18 protein-coding genes are annotated in these 18,706 nt (G+C 71.4%); 11 read left to right on the top strand and 7 right to left on the bottom strand.

From position 1 onward, the window contains the following. The 6 genes from QO011_RS14330 (at position 1) to QO011_RS14305 (ending at position 5,665) form a co-directional block, all read left to right on the top strand. Positions 1-1,071 (top strand): ABC transporter ATP-binding protein, encoded by a 1,071-nt coding sequence (locus QO011_RS14330; protein WP_307273001.1) that lies wholly within the window; start codon positions 1-3, stop codon positions 1,069-1,071. Between the two features lie 7 nt (positions 1,072-1,078). Next, entirely contained in the window at positions 1,079-1,969 is an 891-nt protein-coding gene (locus QO011_RS14325; protein ID WP_307272998.1) for a phosphorylase family protein, read from the top strand. A gap of 149 nt (positions 1,970-2,118) precedes the next feature. After that, on the top strand, positions 2,119-3,606 hold the full coding sequence (locus tag QO011_RS14320; protein WP_307272997.1) for a 6-hydroxynicotinate reductase: 1,488 nt from the start codon (positions 2,119-2,121) through the stop codon (positions 3,604-3,606). A 4-nt stretch (positions 3,607-3,610) separates the two neighbouring features. Beyond that, positions 3,611-4,504: a UPF0280 family protein gene (locus QO011_RS14315; protein ID WP_307272994.1), complete on the top strand. Its 894-nt coding sequence runs from the start codon at positions 3,611-3,613 to the stop codon at positions 4,502-4,504. After that, positions 4,497-5,081: an amino acid synthesis family protein gene (locus QO011_RS14310; RefSeq protein ID WP_307272992.1), complete on the top strand. Its 585-nt coding sequence runs from the start codon at positions 4,497-4,499 to the stop codon at positions 5,079-5,081. Before QO011_RS14315 ends, QO011_RS14310 begins: the two co-directional genes overlap by 8 nt. Next, positions 5,078-5,665, top strand: a complete 588-nt coding sequence (locus QO011_RS14305) for an amino acid synthesis family protein (RefSeq protein WP_307272991.1) — start codon at positions 5,078-5,080, stop codon at positions 5,663-5,665. Before QO011_RS14310 ends, QO011_RS14305 begins: the two co-directional genes overlap by 4 nt. A gap of 288 nt (positions 5,666-5,953) precedes the next feature. Here QO011_RS14305 and QO011_RS14300 read toward each other — a convergent pair whose 3' ends face one another. Together QO011_RS14300 and QO011_RS14295 are read right to left on the bottom strand one after the other, a co-directional pair. Then, complete coding sequence (locus QO011_RS14300) at positions 5,954-6,238, bottom strand: GIY-YIG nuclease family protein (RefSeq protein WP_307272989.1); 285 nt, start codon at positions 6,236-6,238, stop codon at positions 5,954-5,956. Between the two features lie 234 nt (positions 6,239-6,472). Then, the gene (locus QO011_RS14295) at positions 6,473-7,774 is read right to left on the bottom strand and encodes an NtaA/DmoA family FMN-dependent monooxygenase (protein WP_307272986.1); all 1,302 of its coding nucleotides are present in this window, start codon (positions 7,772-7,774) and stop codon (positions 6,473-6,475) included. Between the two features lie 106 nt (positions 7,775-7,880). Between QO011_RS14295 and QO011_RS14290 the strand changes: the two genes are divergently transcribed. Continuing rightward, entirely contained in the window at positions 7,881-8,666 is a 786-nt protein-coding gene (locus QO011_RS14290) for a helix-turn-helix domain-containing protein (protein ID WP_307272983.1), read from the top strand. Here the strand turns inward: QO011_RS14290 and QO011_RS14285 are convergent. Next, a complete protein-coding gene (locus QO011_RS14285) occupies positions 8,638-9,411 on the bottom strand; it encodes a ferredoxin--NADP reductase (RefSeq protein WP_307272981.1) in 774 nt (257 codons plus the stop codon). The genes QO011_RS14290 and QO011_RS14285 overlap by 29 nt on opposite strands. A 61-nt stretch (positions 9,412-9,472) precedes the next feature. Beyond that, complete coding sequence (fdxA, locus tag QO011_RS14280; RefSeq protein WP_307272977.1) at positions 9,473-9,802, bottom strand: ferredoxin FdxA; 330 nt, start codon at positions 9,800-9,802, stop codon at positions 9,473-9,475. Positions 9,803-9,940: 138 nt separating this feature from the next. Between fdxA and QO011_RS14275 the strand changes: the two genes are divergently transcribed. Beyond that, the gene (locus tag QO011_RS14275; RefSeq protein ID WP_307272976.1) at positions 9,941-11,137 is read left to right on the top strand and encodes an amidohydrolase family protein; all 1,197 of its coding nucleotides are present in this window, start codon (positions 9,941-9,943) and stop codon (positions 11,135-11,137) included. 4 nt (positions 11,138-11,141) lie between these two features. Here QO011_RS14275 and QO011_RS14270 read toward each other — a convergent pair whose 3' ends face one another. The 3 genes from QO011_RS14270 to QO011_RS14260 are packed head-to-tail and all read right to left on the bottom strand — an operon-like array spanning position 11,142 to position 15,747. Then, complete coding sequence (locus tag QO011_RS14270) at positions 11,142-11,735, bottom strand: cysteine hydrolase family protein (RefSeq protein WP_307272974.1); 594 nt, start codon at positions 11,733-11,735, stop codon at positions 11,142-11,144. Positions 11,736-11,749: 14 nt separating this feature from the next. Beyond that, a complete protein-coding gene (locus tag QO011_RS14265) occupies positions 11,750-15,256 on the bottom strand; it encodes a molybdopterin cofactor-binding domain-containing protein (protein ID WP_307272971.1) in 3,507 nt (1,168 codons plus the stop codon). After that, entirely contained in the window at positions 15,253-15,747 is a 495-nt protein-coding gene (locus tag QO011_RS14260; RefSeq protein ID WP_307272969.1) for a (2Fe-2S)-binding protein, read from the bottom strand. The genes QO011_RS14265 and QO011_RS14260 overlap by 4 nt, the downstream gene beginning before the upstream one ends. A 230-nt stretch (positions 15,748-15,977) precedes the next feature. Between QO011_RS14260 and QO011_RS14255 the strand changes: the two genes are divergently transcribed. The 3 genes from QO011_RS14255 (at position 15,978) to QO011_RS14245 (ending at position 18,601) form a co-directional block, all read left to right on the top strand. Then, positions 15,978-16,430 (top strand): MarR family winged helix-turn-helix transcriptional regulator, encoded by a 453-nt coding sequence (locus QO011_RS14255; RefSeq protein WP_307272968.1) that lies wholly within the window; start codon positions 15,978-15,980, stop codon positions 16,428-16,430. Between the two features lie 282 nt (positions 16,431-16,712). Further along, positions 16,713-17,204 (top strand): hypothetical protein, encoded by a 492-nt coding sequence (locus tag QO011_RS14250; protein WP_307272964.1) that lies wholly within the window; start codon positions 16,713-16,715, stop codon positions 17,202-17,204. A 230-nt stretch (positions 17,205-17,434) separates the two neighbouring features. Beyond that, positions 17,435-18,601 (top strand): DUF1236 domain-containing protein, encoded by a 1,167-nt coding sequence (locus tag QO011_RS14245; RefSeq protein WP_307272961.1) that lies wholly within the window; start codon positions 17,435-17,437, stop codon positions 18,599-18,601. Positions 18,602-18,706 lie beyond the last annotated feature (105 nt).

Genomic DNA, 18,706 nt, shown 5'->3' with positions numbered 1-18,706 from the left:
ATGAGCGTGGTCGGCATCAGCAAGGTCGCCAAGCGCTACGGCAAGGTCACCGCCCTGGCGGACGTGTCGATGACCATCGCCGACGGCGAGTTCTTCGGGCTGCTCGGCCCCTCCGGCGGCGGCAAGACGACGCTGCTGCGCTCGATCGCCGGGTTCATCGACCCCGACGAAGGCGAGATCTCGATCGGCGGCCGGCCGGTGCAGAACATCCCGGTGCACAAGCGCGACATCGGCATGATGTTCCAGAACTACGCGCTGTTCCCGCACATGAGCGTCGCCGACAATGTCGGATTCGGCCTCTCCGTGCGCCACGAGCCAAAGGCTCGCATCGCCGAGCGCGTCGCCGATCTGCTCAAGCTGGTGCGGCTGGAGAGCTACGGCCCGCGCAAGCCGCGCCAGATGTCCGGCGGCCAGCAGCAGCGCATCGCGCTGGCGCGGGCTCTTGCGACCAACCCGCGCGTGCTGCTGCTCGACGAGCCGCTCGGCGCGCTCGACAAAAAGCTGCGCGAGGAGATGCAGATCGAATTGAAGCAGATCCAGCGCAATGTCGGCATCACCACGGTGTTCGTCACCCACGACCAGGAGGAGGCGCTGACCCTGTCCGACCGCATCGCCATCATGAGCGAGGGCCGGGTCGAGCAGATCGGCGCGCCGCGCGAGATCTACGAGCGGCCGAAGACCGCCTTCGCCGCGGGCTTTCTCGGCACTGCCAACTTCTTCGATGGTCAGGTCGCCGGCCGCGCCGACGGCCTCACCCGCATCCCGATCGGCGGCGGCCTCGCCGTCGACACCCGCGACGCGGCGCCCCCGGGGTCCAAGGTCACGCTCGCCGTCCGTCCGGAGAAGTTCACGCTGACGCCAGGCCGGGCCGCCGCCCAGGACGGCCTCAACCGTCTCGAAGGCACCGTCGCCACCGAGATCTTCGCCGGCAACTCCGTCACCTACAAGGTCGAGGCGGCCGCCCGCCTGCTCACGGTCTTCGTGCAGAACCGCATGACCGAAGGCCTGGGGCCGGGCAGCGCGGTGACGCTGACCTGGGACCCCGCCCATACCATCGTGCTCGAAGGCTGACGCTGCCATGCCGGACCAGACCCTGCCCATCCCGAAGGTCGACCACGCCATCATCTGCGGCAGCGCCACCTGGGGCCTGCGCTTCCCAGAGGACGTGGCCGAGCCGGGCGTCAAGCTGATCCAGCGCGACATGGCGTTCGCGACGCCGTTCGGCGTGTCGGACGAGTGGAAGCTGGTCGAGCTCGACGGCACGATCACCGAGGACGGCAGGCCGCGGCGCGTCCTCGTCGTCTTCTCCCACGGCAACCGGCTGGACGAGATGGATCACAGCTCGCAGCGCCGGCTCTACTGGGTGCTGCGCGAAGCGGGCGTCGGCAAGATCCTGGCGATGTCGACCAGCGGCGCGCTCAACCGCGCCATCCTGGAGAGCGATTTCGTCATATCAGGAGACGTGATCGAGCTCACCCAGACGCAGTTCTCGCTGCTGCCGGGCCGGCTGCGCTACGATGCCAGCGGCAAGCAGCTGATGTGCCCGATCCTGTCCGGCGTGGTCGAGGCGACGGCGCGCGAGCTCTGGCCGGCCGAGCAGCGGGTCTACGGCCTTTCGGCGGGGCTCGTCTGCGCCCATTGCTGGGGGCCTCGCCTGCAGAGCCCGGCCGAGGCCAATGCCTACCGCTCGCTCGGCGCCGACCTGATCAACCACAGCCTGGCGCCGGAGGCGACGCTGGCGCGCGAGATCGGCGCGAGCTTCACCAGCATGACCTTCATCACCGCGGTCTATGCCAATTATTTCGCGCCGCCGCAGGTCGGCATCATCGGCAACGACCGGCGCCTCGAGCTCGCCCCGATCGCCGGCCGCATCGCCCTCAACGCCGTGGCGCGCTTCCCGGCGCAGGCGGATTATCTGGCGCCGAAGCTGCGCTCGGCGCAGGATCCGAGCCATTATGCCGTCCGCTGAGGCCATGGCAGCGGGTCCGCGGTCCAGGACGGCGCCCTTGACACGTCATGGTCGAAAGCCGAGTATCGTTAGTATACAAATGAATTTCCGCCCGGTCGCCCGGCTCCTACGCGAGGCCCCGGCCGGCGGGCCTTCCCACCGAGGCCGCCATGCCCGCTGATGCCGATGCCGTTCCGGTGAAGGACGACAAGATCCGCTGCGACGCCTGCCCGGTGATGTGCTTCATCAAGCCCGGCATGACCGGCGCCTGCGACCGCTATGCCAATGCCGACGGCGAGCTGGTGCGCGTCGACCCGCACGTGCTGCTCGACCGCACCCTGTCGCATGGCGGCGAGGTCGTGCCCTTCGTCCGCTCCGACGAGTGGGACGGCAGCATCGTGCCGCAGGCCGAGACCTTCGTCACCGCCATCGGCGCCGGCACCACCTATCCCGACTACAAGCCGGCGCCCTTCATCGTCTCCTCCGAGGTCGACGGCGTCGACATGGTCACGGTGGTGACCGAAGGCATCTTCAGCTATTGCGGCGTCAAGGTGAAGATCGACACCGACCGCTTCATCGGCCCGGAGACGCATATGGTGCGGGTCGAGGGCGAGGCGGTCGGCCATGTCACAACCGGCGAATACGGCTCGCAGATGCTCTCGCTCGGCGGTGTGCACCACCTCACCGGCGGCTCGAAGAAGGAGGGCCGCGTCACCTGCGACGCGCTCCTGGAGCTGTGCAACGGCAAGGCGGTCGAGATGAGCATCGACGGCGGCGCGACGCTGGTGGTCCAGGCCGGCCGGGCGCCCATCGTCAACGGCCAGACCGAGACGCGCATGCGCGTCGGCTGCGGCTCGGCCACCATCGGCATCTTCGCCAAGCAGTGGCACGGCAAGGTCGACGAGGTGGTGGTGGTCGACGACCACATCACCGGCGTGCTGTCCGAGCACCAGGCCGGCAAGCTGCTCGGCATCCCCGATACCGGCATCAGGCTGAAGGGACGGCGCTCGACGCCCGGGCGCTATTTCCAGGTGGCGCAGCCCGGCACCGGCTGGGGCGGCACCGACATCGACGATCCCCTCGCCATCCTCGGCCCGTTCGACCCGAAGGTCGCCCGTCCCGGCCTGCGCCTGCTGATGGTCTCCACCACGGGCGAGCACGCCGCCTATTACGAGCTCGACGAGGCGCTGCGGCCGGTCCAGGCCGAGATGCCGCAGGCCCTGGTCGAGCCGGTGGATCGCATCGCCGAGAATTGCGAGCCGGCGCTCTCGACCGTGCTGTTCATCGGCGGCGCCGGCGGCTCGCTGCGCGCCGGCGTCACCGAGAATCCGGTGCGCCTGACCCGCTCGGTCAAGGACGCCTTGACCTATGTCACCTGCGGCGGCGCGCCGGTCTATGTCTGGCCGGGTGGCGGCATCACCTTCATGGTCGACGTGACGCGCCTGCCGGAGAACGCCTTCGGCTATGTGCCGACCCCGGCCCTGGTGGCGCCGATCGAGTTCACCCTGAAGCTCTCCGACTACGCGGCCCTCGGCGGCCATATGGACTATGTCCGCCCGCTCACGACCCTCGATCCCGGCGGCCGCCTCAGCCTGCCGCACCGGCACGACAATCCCTGGCCGTTCGCGCCGCAGGGCGCGCGCCGCTCGCACGGGTAGGGCGATGGAGCCCCCGATCGCCCGCATGCTGCCCGACGGCCGGCGGCTGCACCTGCAGCAGGGGCCGATCGACCTGGTGATCGCAGCCTTCGGGCAGCCGGCGGCGGTCACCGCCGCCTATGGCACGGCGGCGCGGCGCTTCGACGGGCTGCTGGCCGAGCTCTGCGGCGAGCTCGCCTTGCTGCGCGCCCCGGCCGGGACGGGCCGGCCGCTGCCGCAAGGCCCGGTCGCCCGACGCATGCATGCGGCCGTCATGCCCTTCGCCGACGTCCTGTTCATCACGCCGATGGCGGCGGTCGCCGGCGCCGTGGCCGAGGAGATCCTCGCCGCCATGCTGGCGGCCGCGGCCCTCGACCGGGCGTTCGTCAACAATGGCGGCGACATCGCCCTGCATCTCGCCCCGGGGGAGAGCTTCCGCATCGGCCTGGTCGACCGGCCCGACCGGCCGGGCCTGTTCGGCACGAGCACGATCGCCGCCTCCATGCCGGTGCGCGGCATCGCCACCAGCGGGCGGCGCGGCCGCAGCTTCTCCCTCGGCATCGCCGACGCCGTCACGGTGCTGGCGCGGACATCGGCCATGGCGGACGCGGCCGCCACCGTGATCGCCAACGCGGTCGACCTGCCCGGCCATCCCGCGGTGACGCGCCGGCCGGCTCGCGACATCCAGCCCGACAGCGACCTCGGCGCGCGCCTCGTCACCCGCGCGGTCGGCCCGCTGACGGCGGGCGAGGTCGATGCAGCCCTCGCCCGCGGCCTCGCCATGGCCGAAAGCCTGCGCGCCGCCGGCCTGATCGAAGGCGCTGCGCTGCATCTCCAGGGCGAGACCCGTCTCGCCGGCGAGACGCGCCTCGCCGCCGGCCCCGCCCTCTTCTCAGCCAGGATCCCCGCCCATGCCTGACGTCGCCGTCCGCAAGCAGCTCATCACCGTCGAGGAGATCCTTCACGAGGGCGGCCCCGTCGCCGCCGTGCCGCTGAAGCGCGGCGCGGCGCTGGCCGTCATCGCCAACCCCTTCGCCGGCCGCTATGTCGAGGACATTGCCGGCTTCATGGAGGACCTGAAGCCGCTCGGCCTCGCCATGGCCCGGCGCCTGCTCGCCGCGCTCGGGGGCGAGGCCGCCGCGATCGAGGGCTACGGCAAGGGCGCCATCGTCGGCGCCGCCGGCGAGCTGGAGCACGGAGCGCTCTGGCACGTGCCGGGGGGCTATGCCATGCGCGAGCTGCTCGGCGACGCCAAGGCGATCGTGCCCTCGACCAAGAAGGTCGGCGGCCCCGGCACGCGGCTCGACGTGCCGGTGACGCATATCAACGCCTCCTATGTCCGCAGCCATTTCGACGCGATGGAGGTCGGCCTGCCCGACGGGCCGAAGGCGGACGAGCTGGTGCTGGCGCTGGTGATGACCACCGGCCCGCGGGTGCATGCGCGCGTCGGCGGGCTCAAGGCCAGCGAGATCAAGGGAGAGGACGGCCTGAGATGACCAAAGCTTCGATCCGCAAGCTGGTGACCATCGTCGACGAGGTGCACAGCGAGATGGGCCGGCCGGTCGATCCGCCGACCCGCCGCGCCGCTGCCGTGGCCGTCATCGCCAACCCCTTCGCCGGGCGCTACGTGGAAGACCTGACGCCGCTGATGGAAATCGGCGAGGAGCTCGGCGACCTCCTCGGCCGGCGCGCCGTCGCGGCGCTCGGCATCGAGGGCCCGGCGGCGGAAAGCTACGGCAAGGCCGCCGCGGTCGGCGAGAACGGCGAGCTGGAGCACGCCGCCGCGATCCTGCACCCCAGGCTCGGCGCGCCGCTGCGCAAGGTGCTGGGCAAGGGCGCGGCGCTGGTGCCCTCCGCCAAGAAGTGCGGTGGCCCCGGCGTTGCCCTCGACGTGCCGCTCGGCCACAAGGACGCCGCCTATGTCCGCAGCCATTTCGACGGCATGGAGGTGCGCGTCAACGACGCGCCGCGCGCCGACGAGATCATGGTGGCGGTGGTGGTGACCGATTCCGGCCGCCCGCTCCCCCGGATCGGCGGCCTGACCAAGGCCGAGATCAAGGGCGAGGACGGGCTGCGGTAGGGGGTGAGGCGGCGAGGGTGCGCCTTCATCGCGCGGGAACCACAGCGTCATGGACGGGCTTGTCCCGTCCATCCACGCGACCGCGACGACGGCTCTTGTTCGCGGCGACATCAACCGGTGACCGTCCTGGCACCGCCGGTCGTCTCGACATCGGTCAGCGCCCTCCGCGGCACCACCGGTGTTCCCCGCGAAATCGAGATCGATTTCGCTAGGGATGGACGGGACAAGCCCGTCCATGACGGCGCGGATGGGGCAGCTGCTGTCCGAGCCCGGGATTCCGCGCGGGGGCTACGCCAGCCCCTCGTAGAGGTCCGCCCAGCCCGGGTTCATGGCCAGGATGAGCCGGATCTTCCAGGCGCGGGGCCAGTGCTTCATCGCGCTCTCGCGCTGGATGGCGTCACGGATATCGTCGAAGGCCTCGTACCAGACCAGCCTCTTCAGGCCATAGCGCCTGGTGAAGGTGGAGCCGCGCCCCTCCCGGTGCTGGAAGATCCGTTCGGCGAGGTTGGCGGTGACGCCAGTGTAGAGCGTGCCGTTCGCACGATTGGTCAGGATATAGACATGGCCTCCCATGGCAGGAAGCTCGGCGATCGTGACGCCGAAGGCAACAGCGCGTCGGCTTTCATTGCGTCAGAACCTCATCGTCATGGACGGGCTTGTCCCGTCCATCCACGCGAACGCGACGAACGCGGGGCCCTCGCAGCCGCAGCCCGTGCACTTTCATCAACCGACGGAGTTCGCGTGGATGGACGGGACAAGCCCGTCCATGACGGTCGCGGTTGGTGCCGCCGATAGCGTTCGCACGCCTCACTCCCTCAAGTGCTCGCGCAGCGTCCGCCCCCGATACGCCGTGCGGAACAGGCCTCGGCGCTGCAGCTCCGGCACTACGGCGCGGGCGAAGGCCTCGTGGCTGGTGGGGAAGGTCGCCGGCGTCAGCACGAAGCCGTCGCAGGCCTCGGCGCGGAACAGCTCCTCCAGCCGGTCGGCGACGGTGACGGGCGAGCCGATGATCTGGTTGGGCAGGAGCCGCCGCGCCGCCTCGCCGAGGGTGAGGTTCTGCTGCGCCCGCACCTGCTCCAGGAGGTCGACGGCGCCCTGGATGCCCTGCGCGCCCTGCAGGCTCGCCAGCGCCTCGCCCTCGCGGTAGCGGCTCATGTCGACGCCGACATTGCTGGACGTATTGGCGAGCATGAGCTCCTCCTCGGCGAGACTGTTGACATAGTCGGCCTTGTCGCGGGCGATCGCATCGGTCTCGCCGACGATGCAGGTGGTCTGCACCAGGACGGCGCAGTCCTCGGGCCGGCGGCCCCGCCGGTCCATGCGGTCCTTGAGATCGCGGTAGAAGGCCCGCATGGCGTCCTTGCCGGACTGGGCCGCGAACACCACCTCGGCCCAGCGCGCCGCGAAGTCCCGGCCGCGCTCCGAGGCGCCGGCCTGCATCAGCACGGGGTGGCCCTGGGCGCTCGGCGGGATCGACAGCGGCCCGCGCGTGCGCACGCTGGTGCCGGCATAGTCGGCATAATGCACCTTGGCCGGATCGGCGAGGCGGCCGGCCGCCTTGTCGAGCACGAAGGCGTCGGGCTCCCAGCTGCGCCAGAGCGCCATGCAGGCCTCCAGCACCTCGTCGGCATGGTCGTAGCGCGCCTCCTTCGGCGGCAGATTGGCGAGGCCGAAGTTCTGCGCCTCGAGCTCGGTCGCCGACGTCACGATGTTCCAGGCGACGCGGCCCTTGCTCAGGACGTCGAGCGACAGCAGCGAGCGGGCGAGATGGTAGGCGTTGAACAGCGTGGTCGACAGCGTCGCGCCGAGGCCGAGACGGGTCGTCGCCCGCGCCATGATCGGCAGCACCACCATCGGGTCGAGGAAGCTGATCTGGCCGCCGCGCTCGACATAGGTGTCGAAGCCGCCCCTGTGGATGTCGTAGAGGCCGAAGAGGTCGGCGAAGAAGCAGCCGTCGAAGCAGGCATCCTCCAGCACCCGGGCGATGTGCTCGTAGCGGGTCGGCTCGAAAATATCGCCCAGCGTCGATTCCGGATGGCGCCAGCCGCCGGCATGGGTCGCGGTCGGCCCGGTCTTGAGATAGGCCATGAAGTGCATCTGGCGCGGCATGATCGGTCCTATCGGTCGAGGCGAGGCCGATCATGCCAGCGGGCCGGCCGCGAATCTTCCCTCGAAACCGCGGCAGCCAGGGCGTAGTTGTCCTATGATTCATAGGATGACCACCATGGATGCCGGCCTGATCGCCCGTTTCGCCTCCCGTCTCGACGGCGCGGCCGAGGCCGGCGAGCCCATGGCTCCGGCCGTGCTCGGATCCTTCTGCGCCCTCGTGCCGCCCTGGTCGGCCAGCGGCCTGCTCGGCGTCGAGGGCGGCCTCGTGCATCTCCTCGCCCAGCACGGCGCGGGCGGGCCGCTGTTCGAAGGCCTGCCGACGCGCTGGCCGCTGGCCGCCAGCCCGGCACGGCACGTGCTTGACAGCGGCGAGCCCTTCCTCTGCGCGGATATGCAGGCGGACGCGGCATTCCCGCTCTATCGCATCGACGCCGGCGTGCAGGGCTATCGCGCAGTCGCCGTGCTGCCGACGCAGGCGCGGGATGCGGCCGGCCGCCGGCTGGTCATCAGCCTGCATGCCCCCCGGACCCACGCGGTGGCAGCGGCCGAGGCCGCGCTGCTCGCGGCGCTGGCGCGGATCGCCGGAGCGATGCTGGCGGCGGAGCGCCGGCTCGAGGCGGCGCGGGGCGCCGGACGGGAGCCGGCGGCGGAGGAGGGCGCGACCGCGCTCCTCACCCGCATCGCCGCGGCAGAGCCGGTTCTCGCCGAGACGGCGCTCGTCTTCGCCCGCACCGGCGGGCGCTACCAGGCCAGCGCCGACCGGCTCGGCCTGCACGTCTCGACGCTGCGCTACCGCATCGGGCGGCTGGCCGAGCGCTTCGGCCTCGACCTCGCCGACGAGGCGACGCGCAACGCCCTCGCCGTCACTTCTCCACGAAGGCCCGCTCGATGACGAAGTCGCCCGGCTCGCCGTGATTGCCCTCCTGCAGGCCGTGCTCCAGGAACATGGCCTTGAGGTCGACGAGCATCTGCGGGCTGCCGCAGAGCATGAAGCGGTCGTGCTCCCGGTCGAGCGGCGGCAGCCCGATATCCTCGTAGAACCTGCCCGAGCGCATGAGGTCGGTGATGCGGCCGCGGTTGCGGAAATCCTCGCGCGTCACCGTGGGATAGTAGATGAGCTGCTCGCGCACGAACTCGCCGAGGAACTCGTCCTCCGGCAGCGTCCTGGTGATCATCTCGCCATAGGCGAGCTCGGCCACCTGGCGGCAGCCGTGCACCAGGACCACCTTCTCGAAGCGCTCGTAGGTCTCGGGGTCGCGGATGAGCGACAGGAACGGGGCAAGGCCGGTGCCGGTGCCGAGGAGGTAGAGGTGCCTCCCCTGCCGGAGATTGTCGAGCACCAGCGTGCCCGTCGCCTTCTTGCCGACGATGATGGGGTCGCCGACCTTGAGGTGCTGCAGGCGCGAGGTCAGCGGCCCGTCCGGCACCTTGATCGAGAAGAATTCGAGGGTCTCGTCGTAATTGGTGCTGACGACGCTGTAGGCGCGCAGCAGCGGCCGGTCGTCCACCCGGAGCCCGATCATGGTGAACTCGCCGTTGCGGAAGCGGAACGTCGCGTCGCGCGTCGTCCTGAAGCTGAACAGGGTGTCGGTCCAGTGGTGGACGCTGAGGACGCGCTCTTCGTGGAAATTGCTCATGGGACGGCTCGTCGGACGGGAAAGCGTTGCGGAACGGGACAGTGGCGCGGGAAGGCCGGCATCAGCCGCCGGGGCCTTGCGAGAGATAGGCCAGCTTGCCCGGCACGCCCTTCCAGGCGTCGGCATCGGCGGGCGGCGTGCCCTTGCGCGTGATGTTCGGCCAGACCGCCGCGAGCCGCGCATTGAGCTCGAGCCAGGGCGCGGCGCCCGCCGCCGTGTCGGGCACGATCGCGTCGGCCGGGCATTCCGGCTCGCACACGCCGCAATGGATGCATTCCACGGGGTGGATGACCAGCATGGTCTCGCCCTCGTAGAAACAGTCGACCGGACAGACCGAGACGCAGTCCATATACTTGCAGCGGATGCGGGCGTCGGTGACGGCGAAGGTCATGGGCAGACTCGTCGGGCCTGAACGGTCGTTGCCAAAACTCGTTTGTGTGCTAACAATATTGCAGCGCACGCCCGGCCTGTCAACCGGGTGGCGCTCCGGGGCCGCGGCACCGCGGCCGGAGAGGACAGAGGGACCATCATGGCCGAGCCCGTCGCCGCCCAAACCCATCCCGACCACAAGCTGGTGATTCGCAATGTCGGCCTGATGCTGAGCGGCGACATCGCCAACCCGATCCTGGACGCCGACACCGTCGTCGCCGTCGGCGGGCGCATCGCCGCGGTCGGCCGCTATGGGGATCTCGACACGGAAGGGGCCGCCAACGTCGTTGACGCCAACGGCACGGTGCTGGCGCCCGGGCTGATCGACAGCCACGTCCATCCCGTCGCCGGCGACTGGACGCCGCGCCAGAACCAGCTCGGCTGGATCGACTCGACCATGAACGGCGGCGTCACCACGATGATCTCGGCCGGCGAGGTGCACACGCCCGGCCGGCCGCGCGACGTGGTCGGCCTCAAGGCCATGGCGATCTTCGCCCAGCGCGCCTTCACCGCCTTCCGGCCCGGCGGGGTCAAGATCCATGCCGGCGCGCCTGTCATCGAGCCGGGCATGGTGGAGGAGGACTTCAAGGAGCTCGCCGCGGCCGGCGTCAGGCTGCTCGGCGAGGTCGGGCTCGGCGGCGTCAAGGACGGCGCGACGGCCCGTCAGATGGTGGCCTGGGCCCGCAAATACGGCATCCAGTCGACCATCCACACCGGCGGCCCCTCGATCCCCGGCTCCGGGCTGATCGGCGCCGACGTGGTGCTGGAGGCGGACACGGACGTGGTCGGCCATGTCAATGGCGGCCACACGGCCCTGCCGGACAAGGAGATCCGCTGCATCTGCGAGGGCTGCCGCCGCGGCCTGGAGCTGGTGCACAACGGCAACGAGCGCGCCGCGCTCTACACCCTGCGCACCGCGCGCGAAATGGGGCAGCTGGAACGCGTCATCCTCGGCACCGACGGGCCGGCCGGCTCCGGCGTGCAGCCCCTCGGCATCGCCCGCATGGTCTCGCTGCTCTCCTCCCTCGGCGACGTGCCGGCCGAGATCGCCTTCTGCTTCGCCACCGGCAACACCGCGCGCATGCGCAGCCTCGACTGCGGCCTGATCGAGCCGGGCCGCGCCGCCGATTTCGTGTTCATGGACAAGGCGCAGCATTCCGCCGGCCGGGATTTCCTCGACAGCATCCAGCTCGGCGACCTGCCCGGCATCGGCATGGTGGTGATCGACGGACAGGTCCGCCTCGGCCGCAGCCGCAACACGCCGCCGGCCGAGAAGATCCCGAGCGTGGTGAAGTAGGCGGCTACGCCCAGGCGGCGAGCACGGCCTCGGTCGTGGCAATCTCGACCTGGGCATCAAGGCGCGGCAGCAGCCGGCCGAGCACGATGGCGTGGACATCGAGGTCCGCGCTCGTCACCGCGTCCGACACGACCACGACGCGCAGGCCGAGGTCGACCGCGTCGAGCACGCTCGCCAGCACGCAGACATCGGTCTCGACGCCGCTGAAGACCAGCGCGTCCACGCCCCGATGCGCCAGCATCCCGGCGAAGCCCTCCGCGCCGAAAACCGAATAGCCGTGCTTGTCGATGACCCGGTCGGGCCGGGCCAGCGTCGCCAGCGGCGCGACCAGGTCGATGAGCGCGGGATCGAGCCGGTCGCCGGCCACCGACGGCCAGCGCTGGTAATGGCGGCGCCAGCGCCCCGGCGCCTCGGCCGCGCTCGGCGGCACGAGGAAGCGGGCGAACAGCGTCAGGTCCGCCCGTTCTCGCGCCAGCCGCTCGACATTCGCGACGATGCCGGCAAGGGCCGGCACGTACCAGTCCGTCGGCTCGGCGAACAGCCGCTGCATGTCGATCGCCACATGCAGAGCCCGCTGTCCCAGCGGCTCCAGCGCCATGCCGGCCTCCCCCATCACGGTGCGGCCCGCAGCCGCGCCGCGGTCTCGGCCACATCCTGCCATGGCGGCCGGCCCGGCGCGAAGCGGGCGCGGACATAGGCCGCAAGCTCGGCGATCTGGCGGTCGTCCAGCGTCGCCGCGAAGCCCGGCATGGCGCCGTCCGCCGGCCGCTCGATCCCTGCCAGCACGGCCCGCAGGAAGGTGTCGGGCCGCTCCGCGTGGAGGCTGGTGTGGAGGCCGAGCGGCTGGCCGGCGCCCGCCAGCACCGCCCCGCGCCCCGCCTCGTGGCAGGTGGCGCAGGCCCCGTCATAGAGCCGGGCTGCGGCGCTGAAGCCCGCCGGCACCGGCACGCCGGCCGCGGCCGCCTGCGCCTTCGCCTCGGCCTCGTCCGGCGGCAGGGCATCGTTGAAGCTGGCGAGATAGGCCGCCATGGCGCGGATATCCGCATCCGGCAGCGCCTTCAGCTCGTCCACGACGGGCGCCATCGGCCCGGCCGCGGCGCCGTGATGGGCCGATGCGCCGGTGCGGAGATAGGCGTAGAGTTCCTTTTCGCTCCAGGGCACCGGCGCCGCGGACAGCCGGGTCAGCGCCGGCGCATCCCAGCCCTCGGCCTCGCCGCCAGCGAGATAGGCCGCCCCGCCGCGCTCGGCCCCGAGGGCGTTGCGCGGCGTGTGGCAGGCGCCGCAATGGCCGAGCCCGTCGACGAGGGTGCGCCCGCGGTTCCAGGCGTCCGGGCGGGTCGGATCGGGTGCCGGACTGGTACCGCGGTTGAACAGCAGGTTCCAGCCGGCCATCAGCGGCCGAAGGTTGAAGGGAAAAGTTAGCCGGCTTTCCACATTGGCCTGCTTCACCGCGGGCTGCGCCATCAGGAAGGCGTAGAGCGCCTGCAGGTCGGCATCGCTGGCCTTGGCGAAGCTCGGATAGGGGAAGGCAGGGTAGAGATGCCGTCCGTCGCGGTGGACGCCCTCGCGCATCGCCCGCTCGAAAGCGGGATAGGACCAGGCGCCGATGCCGGTCTCGACATCGGGCGTGATGTTGGTGGTCGTCACCGTGCCGAACGGGGTCTCGAGCGCCAGGCCGCCGGCAAGGGCCCGTCCGCCCGCCACGGTATGGCAGACCGCGCAGGCGCCGAGCGCCGCCATGAGCCGGCCGCGCTCGATGGTCTGCGGCGCGAAGGCAGCGGGATCGGGCCGCTCGATCGGGGCGATGGCGGGCCGGATCGGCAGGGCCGTGGCGGCGAGCCCGCCGAGGCCGGCGAAGAGCGCGCCGAAGCCGGCCAGCCAGGCGAAGCGGCGCTTGCGGCGGGGCGGCGGGGCGGCCGGCCGCGGCGGCAGGCGGCCGAGCCCGGCCAGCACCCGCTCGGGCGTCAGCGGCAGCTCGCGGAAGCGCACGCCGGTGGCGTCGTAGACCGCATTGACGATCGCCGCCGCGCTCGGCACCGAGGCGGATTCGCCCGCCCCCATCGGCGGCTGGTCCGGCCGGTCCAGCATGACCACGTCGATGGCCGGCAGCTCGGGAAAGGTCAGGATGGGATAGGCGCCCCATTCCCGGCTGGCGACGGCGCGGGTCTCGCTGAAGCTGACCTCCTCCTTGAGGATGCGGCTGGTCGACTGCACGACATTGCCGTGGATCTGGTGCTGCACCCCCGCGGGGTTGATCATCATGCCCGTGTCCTGGCCGACGACGACCCGGGTGACGCTGACCTCGCCGGTCGAGCGGTTGACCGCCACGTCGGCCACCCAGGCCGACCAGGCGGCGCCGACGCCGGGCCATTTGCCGTGGACATAGCGGGCCTGGGCGAAGCCGCGCCCGTGCACCACCTCGTCCTCCGCCTCGGCGCCGGCCGGGCCGGTGCGCGGCGTCCAGCCGGCGCGCTCGGCCGTCGCCCGCGTCAGCTCGGCGGCGCGCGGGTCGGTGAGATGGCGCAGGCGGAACGCGACCGGGTCGGCGCCGGCCTCGACGGCGAGCTCGTCGATGAAGCTCTCGTGGGCGAAGACGTTCGGCATGGCCGAGACGCCGCGCAGCCAGGACGCGCGCACGATCGGCGCCATGTCGTGAACGGTGACGCGCAGGTTCCGGTAGTCGTAGGAGGGCAGCGCCGTGCGATCGCCCATCTGCAGCACGGCCGGCTCGGGCGGCACGCGCCCGGTCAGCAGCAGCGCCAGGGTCGGGGCGGCGTTGGAGGGATAGCGCGTCTGGAAATCATAGGCCGCCAGGCTGTCGCCGGGCCCGAGCGCGCCGGCGACGTCGATCACCTGCGCGGCGCCCTTCGGCTCCCACTGGTGCTCCTGCTCGCGGGTGAGCTGCACCCGCACCGGCCGGCCGACCGCCCGCGACAGCAGCGCCGCATCGGCGGTGACGTCGTCGGCGCAGTTGCGGCCATAACACCCCGCCGCCTCCAGCCGCACGACCTCGATGCCAGCCTCCGGCAGGCCGGTGAGCAGGGCGAGGTCGGCACGCATGGCATGGGGGTTCTGCGTGCCGGACCAGACCCTGAGGCCGTCCGGCGTGAAGTCGGCCACGGCGCAGGACGGGCCGATCGAGCCGTGCAGCTGGTAGGGCCAGAGATAGGTGCGATCGAGCCGCTTCGGCGCGACGGCGAGCGCCGCCTCGACATCGCCTTGGTCGACGAGGCGGCGCGATTGCACCGGCCGGGCCCGCAGCGCCGTCTCCAGATTGGCGAGCCCCTCCCCGTCGGCCCAGGGCCGCCATGTCGCCTTCAGCGCCGCGGCCGCCTCGACCGCGTGCTCCTCGCGCTCGGCGACCACGCCGAGGAAGTCGCCCTCCCGCACCACGGCGAGAATGCCGGGGATGTCGGCGACCGAGGTCTCGTCGACCGAGACCAGGCTGCGGCCGATGAACTCGCCGCCGTCGATGCCGGCATAGGGCGGGCGCACCACCCGGCCATGGACCATGCCGGGCAGGCGCATGTCGTGGACATAGACGGCGCGGCCCGTCGCCTTGGCCGGGATGTCGGTGCGCTCGACCGGCCGGCCGACGATACGGTACTCGGCCGGCGGCTTGACCGGCGTCGTCTCGTCGAGCTCGAGGCGGATGCGCCGGTTGCCGAGGAGCTCGCCATAGGCGGCGGCATGACCGCCCTCCCCGGCCGTCACCCGGCCTTCGCGCGTCGACAGGCTCTCCAGCGGCCGGTCGAGCACCTCGGCGGCGAGCGCCAGGAGATGGCGGCGGGCCTGGGCTGCGGCACGGCGCAGCGGCGCGGCGGTGACCTGGATGGTCTCGCTGGCGATGGTCGGACCCTGGTTCGGCGCCAGGGCGGTGTGGCCGAGCACCATGGTGACGTCGGCGAGGCCGACGTCGAGCTCCTCGGCGACGATCTGCGCCAACGCCGTGCGGATGCCAGTGCCGAGGTCGACATGGCCGTTGAAGCCGAGGATGCCGCCTTCCTCGGTCAGGCAGAGGAACAGCTCGTCCTCCCCATCCCGGCCGGGCCGCACCACGGCGAGCACGCCGCTGCGCTGGAGCAGCGCCGCGCGCGACAGCGGCTCGGCCGCGCTCACGGTGCCGCGCTCCGGGCCGCCCGGTGGCGCTCGGCCGCCAGCCGCACCGCGCGCAGGATCTCGACATGGGTGCCGCAGCGGCAGAGGTTGAAGCGCAGCTCCTCGCGAATGGCCGCCTCGTCCGGCTCGGCCACCCGGTCGAGCAGAGCCTTGGCCGTCATGATCATGCCGTTGAGGCAATAGCCGCACTGCGCCGCCTGGGCGTCGATGAAGGCCTGCTGCACCGGGTCGAGCGTTTCGCCCTGCGCCAGGCCCTCCAGCGTCACCACGGCGCGGCCCTCGGCCATGGCGGCCGGCACCACGCAGCTGCGGGCCGCCACGCCGTCGAGCAGCACGGTGCAGGCGCCGCATTCGCCGAGGCCGCAGCCAAATTTCGGGCCGTTCAGGGCGAGGTCGTTGCGCAGGAGATAGAGCAGCGGCGTCGACGGCTCGGCCGTCACCGCATGCTCGGCGCCGTTGACGTGCAGGGCGATCGGACGGCTCGCCCTCATCGGTCCCCAGCCATGCCGCCGCGCCGCGCGCCGAACCGGGCCGCCATCGTCATTCCATTGCCCCTGGATCGTTTGTATACACACAAGATGACCCAAGAGCGCGGCCCTTGCAACAGCCCCCGCCGATGCGGCATCCCTTGCCGGATGGAGAGGCCGATCCCGCCCGCGGCCGCGCGGAAAACGCATATCGGACTGCCGGCTCTCGGGCCGACGCCGGGGAAGGACTGTGCATGACGGCCTCACCGAAAGCCAGGAAGACTGCCGAGGACTCCACCGGCTATATCCTCGACGAGCAGGTCGGCTTCATCCTGCGCCAGGTGGTGCAGCGCCACACCACCATCTTCGCCGAGCGCTTCGGCGAGGCGCTGACGCCGACGCAATGGGCCTCGCTCTCCAAGCTCTACGAGAAGGGGCCCCTGTCGCAGAACCTGCTCGGCCGCCTGACCGCCATGGACGTGGCGACGATCAAGGGCGTGATCGACCGCCTGATCAAGCGCGGGCTGACGGAGGTCCGCGCCGACGAGACCGACGGGCGGCGCCACCTCGTCTGCCTCACCGAGGCCGGGAAGGCTCTGGTCGAATCCTCCTTCCCCGCCGCGGTGGCGGTGACCGGGGAGACGCTGGCGCCGCTGTCGCGCCAGGAACAGGCCGAATTGCTCGCCCTCCTGCGCAAGCTGCGCTGAGCCGCGTCCGGCGCGCCTGCGCCGGAGAAGCGCGAGCCGCCCCCGGCGCGGCGTCGCCGCGGCCGGCAGCGACGTGCGATCGGACACCGAAGACGCGCACCCCGGTCGCTAGTCATGCCCGGGCATGGGCGGACCCGCACATCACCGGCGAGGACGATCGATGTCGCCCCTCCTTTGCGGGCCGCGGCACCAAGTGGTATGTTCTCTTTTTGTTCTCATCGAGATCACAAGCTGATTCGGGCGCGGCGCGCCGATCGGCGACATGGATAGGAAAGAGCGATGATGGCGACGATTTCCGGGGCGTTTTCGCCCGTCAGGCCTGAATTTCCGCCGAGACAGGCCGGTTCGACCCGGCGTGATCCGCGTCGCGTCGCGCCGGGCATCCTGGCGCGGCTGGAAGCAGCGGCCGGCCCCGACCGCGGGCTCGACATCGCCATCGCCCGGCTGCTGGGCCTGGTCGATGGCGATGCGGCGCAACCGTGCTGCGCCGACGGCTCGCCCGTGCCCCGCTTCACCGCATCGCGCGAGGAGGTCGAGGCCTGTCTCGCACGCCGCCTGCCGGGCTGGCGCTGGAGCGTCGAGGAAAGCCCCCACCCCGACGCGCAGCTCTGGCGGGTCGCCGGCGGTTCCGGCCATGCCGCGGCCGGGCCGGATCACCGGGTCTCGGCCTGGAAGGAGCGGGACGGCCACACCCACATGGAGTGGCCGCCCGCCAACGTGGCCATCGCGCTGACGCTGGTCCTGCTGCGCGCCTGGATGCGGCACCCCGGTTGACAGAACGCCGGCGCAGCGGGGCGGCAAGCTTCGGTTCAGTCAAACCCGAGGTTCCATCCCGTGTTCGCGCGCGAGCGCTCTCTATCTTCGAATATATCGCTGCCCCCGCAATCCATGACCGGATCCTGCATTCGACGGCCGGACAGGAACAATCTGCCTCTCGACGGTTTCAGTTCTTGACGAGCTCGGAAACATCCGGGCTCGAACCCGAAATCGATAGGAGGCTTCCAATGAGGAGCAGATTGTTTTCCAGCGTGGCCGCAGCGGCCTTCGCGATCGGATTGACCGCCGGCGGCGCCGTCGCCCAGGACGAGCAGATCCCGAAGCAGCGCCAGATGCAGCAGGGCGAGACCGTGGCCCCGCGGCAGGAGCCCGCCAACAAGATGGAGAGGCCGAAACAGGCGACGGGCGAGCAGAGGCGGCAGCCGAACGATGCCGGCCAGCAGCCCATGCAGGCCCAGGAGTCCGGCCCGACAAAGAAGCGGCCGGCCGAGAGCGCCGACACCGCGACGCCGGCCGACCGTCAGCAGCGGCAGGCCGACCAGGGCCGGTGCCCGCCCGGCAAGGCCGACTGTCCCCCCGCCAAGCAGAGGATGGGCGAGCAGCAGCCGGCGAACGGCATGAAGCCCAAGGTCAACACGACCGAGCAGATGAACACCGAGCAGCGCCGGAAGGTCGTGCAGCAGCCCGAGGACCAGACCAGGCGCCAGCAGCTCGGCCAGCAGCCGCAGGAGCTGAACAAGCGTCAGCAGTTCGGCCGGCAGCCGGCCAATGGCGACAACGACAACCGAATGCAGACCGGGGAGGCGCGCGTCGGCGGCCGCGGCGACGTCGACGTCACCGGCAGCCTCAACGTTTCCCGGGACAAGGCCAACCGGGTGCGCGACACGCTGTTTCGCACCGGCGAGCGCTCCAATGTCGACGTCGACGTGAACGTCGCGATCGGCACGGCGCTGCCGACCCGGGTGCGGCCACTGCCGCTGCCGCCCGACATCGTCGAGATCGCGCCGGAATACCGGGGCTACGACTATGTGATCGTCCAGGACGAGGTCGTCATCGTCGAGCCGCAGACGCGCAGGGTGGTCGAGGTGATCCGGCAGGGCAGCGGCCAGCGGGCGATGATGCAGCGCACCGGCGGCATCCGGCTGACGATGGCGCAGCGCCGCGAGATCCTCGACTATGCCCGTGAGCGGCGCATCGCCGCCGTGCAGCGCAGCTTCGACCTCCAGGCGGGCGCGAACGTGCCCTCCGACATCGAGCTGGTGCCGCTGCCCGACGCGGTGGTCGGCGAAGTGCCCGATATCCGCAGCTACGACTTCTTCGTCACCGGCGACCAGGGCGACGAGATCGTGCTGGTCGACCCGGGCAGCCACGCCGTGGTCGACGTGATCCAGTAAGGCCATGCCCGCCCCCGGCGCATCCGCACCGGGGGCGGGTTCGATGCGCTCGCCGCCGTCACCGTCGCCAGGGCCGGTCCTGTCCCGATAGCGGCTGAGATGGGG

Source organism: Labrys wisconsinensis, assembly GCF_030814995.1.
GTDB classification, from domain to species: domain Bacteria; phylum Pseudomonadota; class Alphaproteobacteria; order Rhizobiales; family Labraceae; genus Labrys; species Labrys wisconsinensis.
The sequence above is the reverse complement of the archived record's forward strand: the minus strand, read 5'-3'. Positions and strand labels throughout refer to the sequence as shown.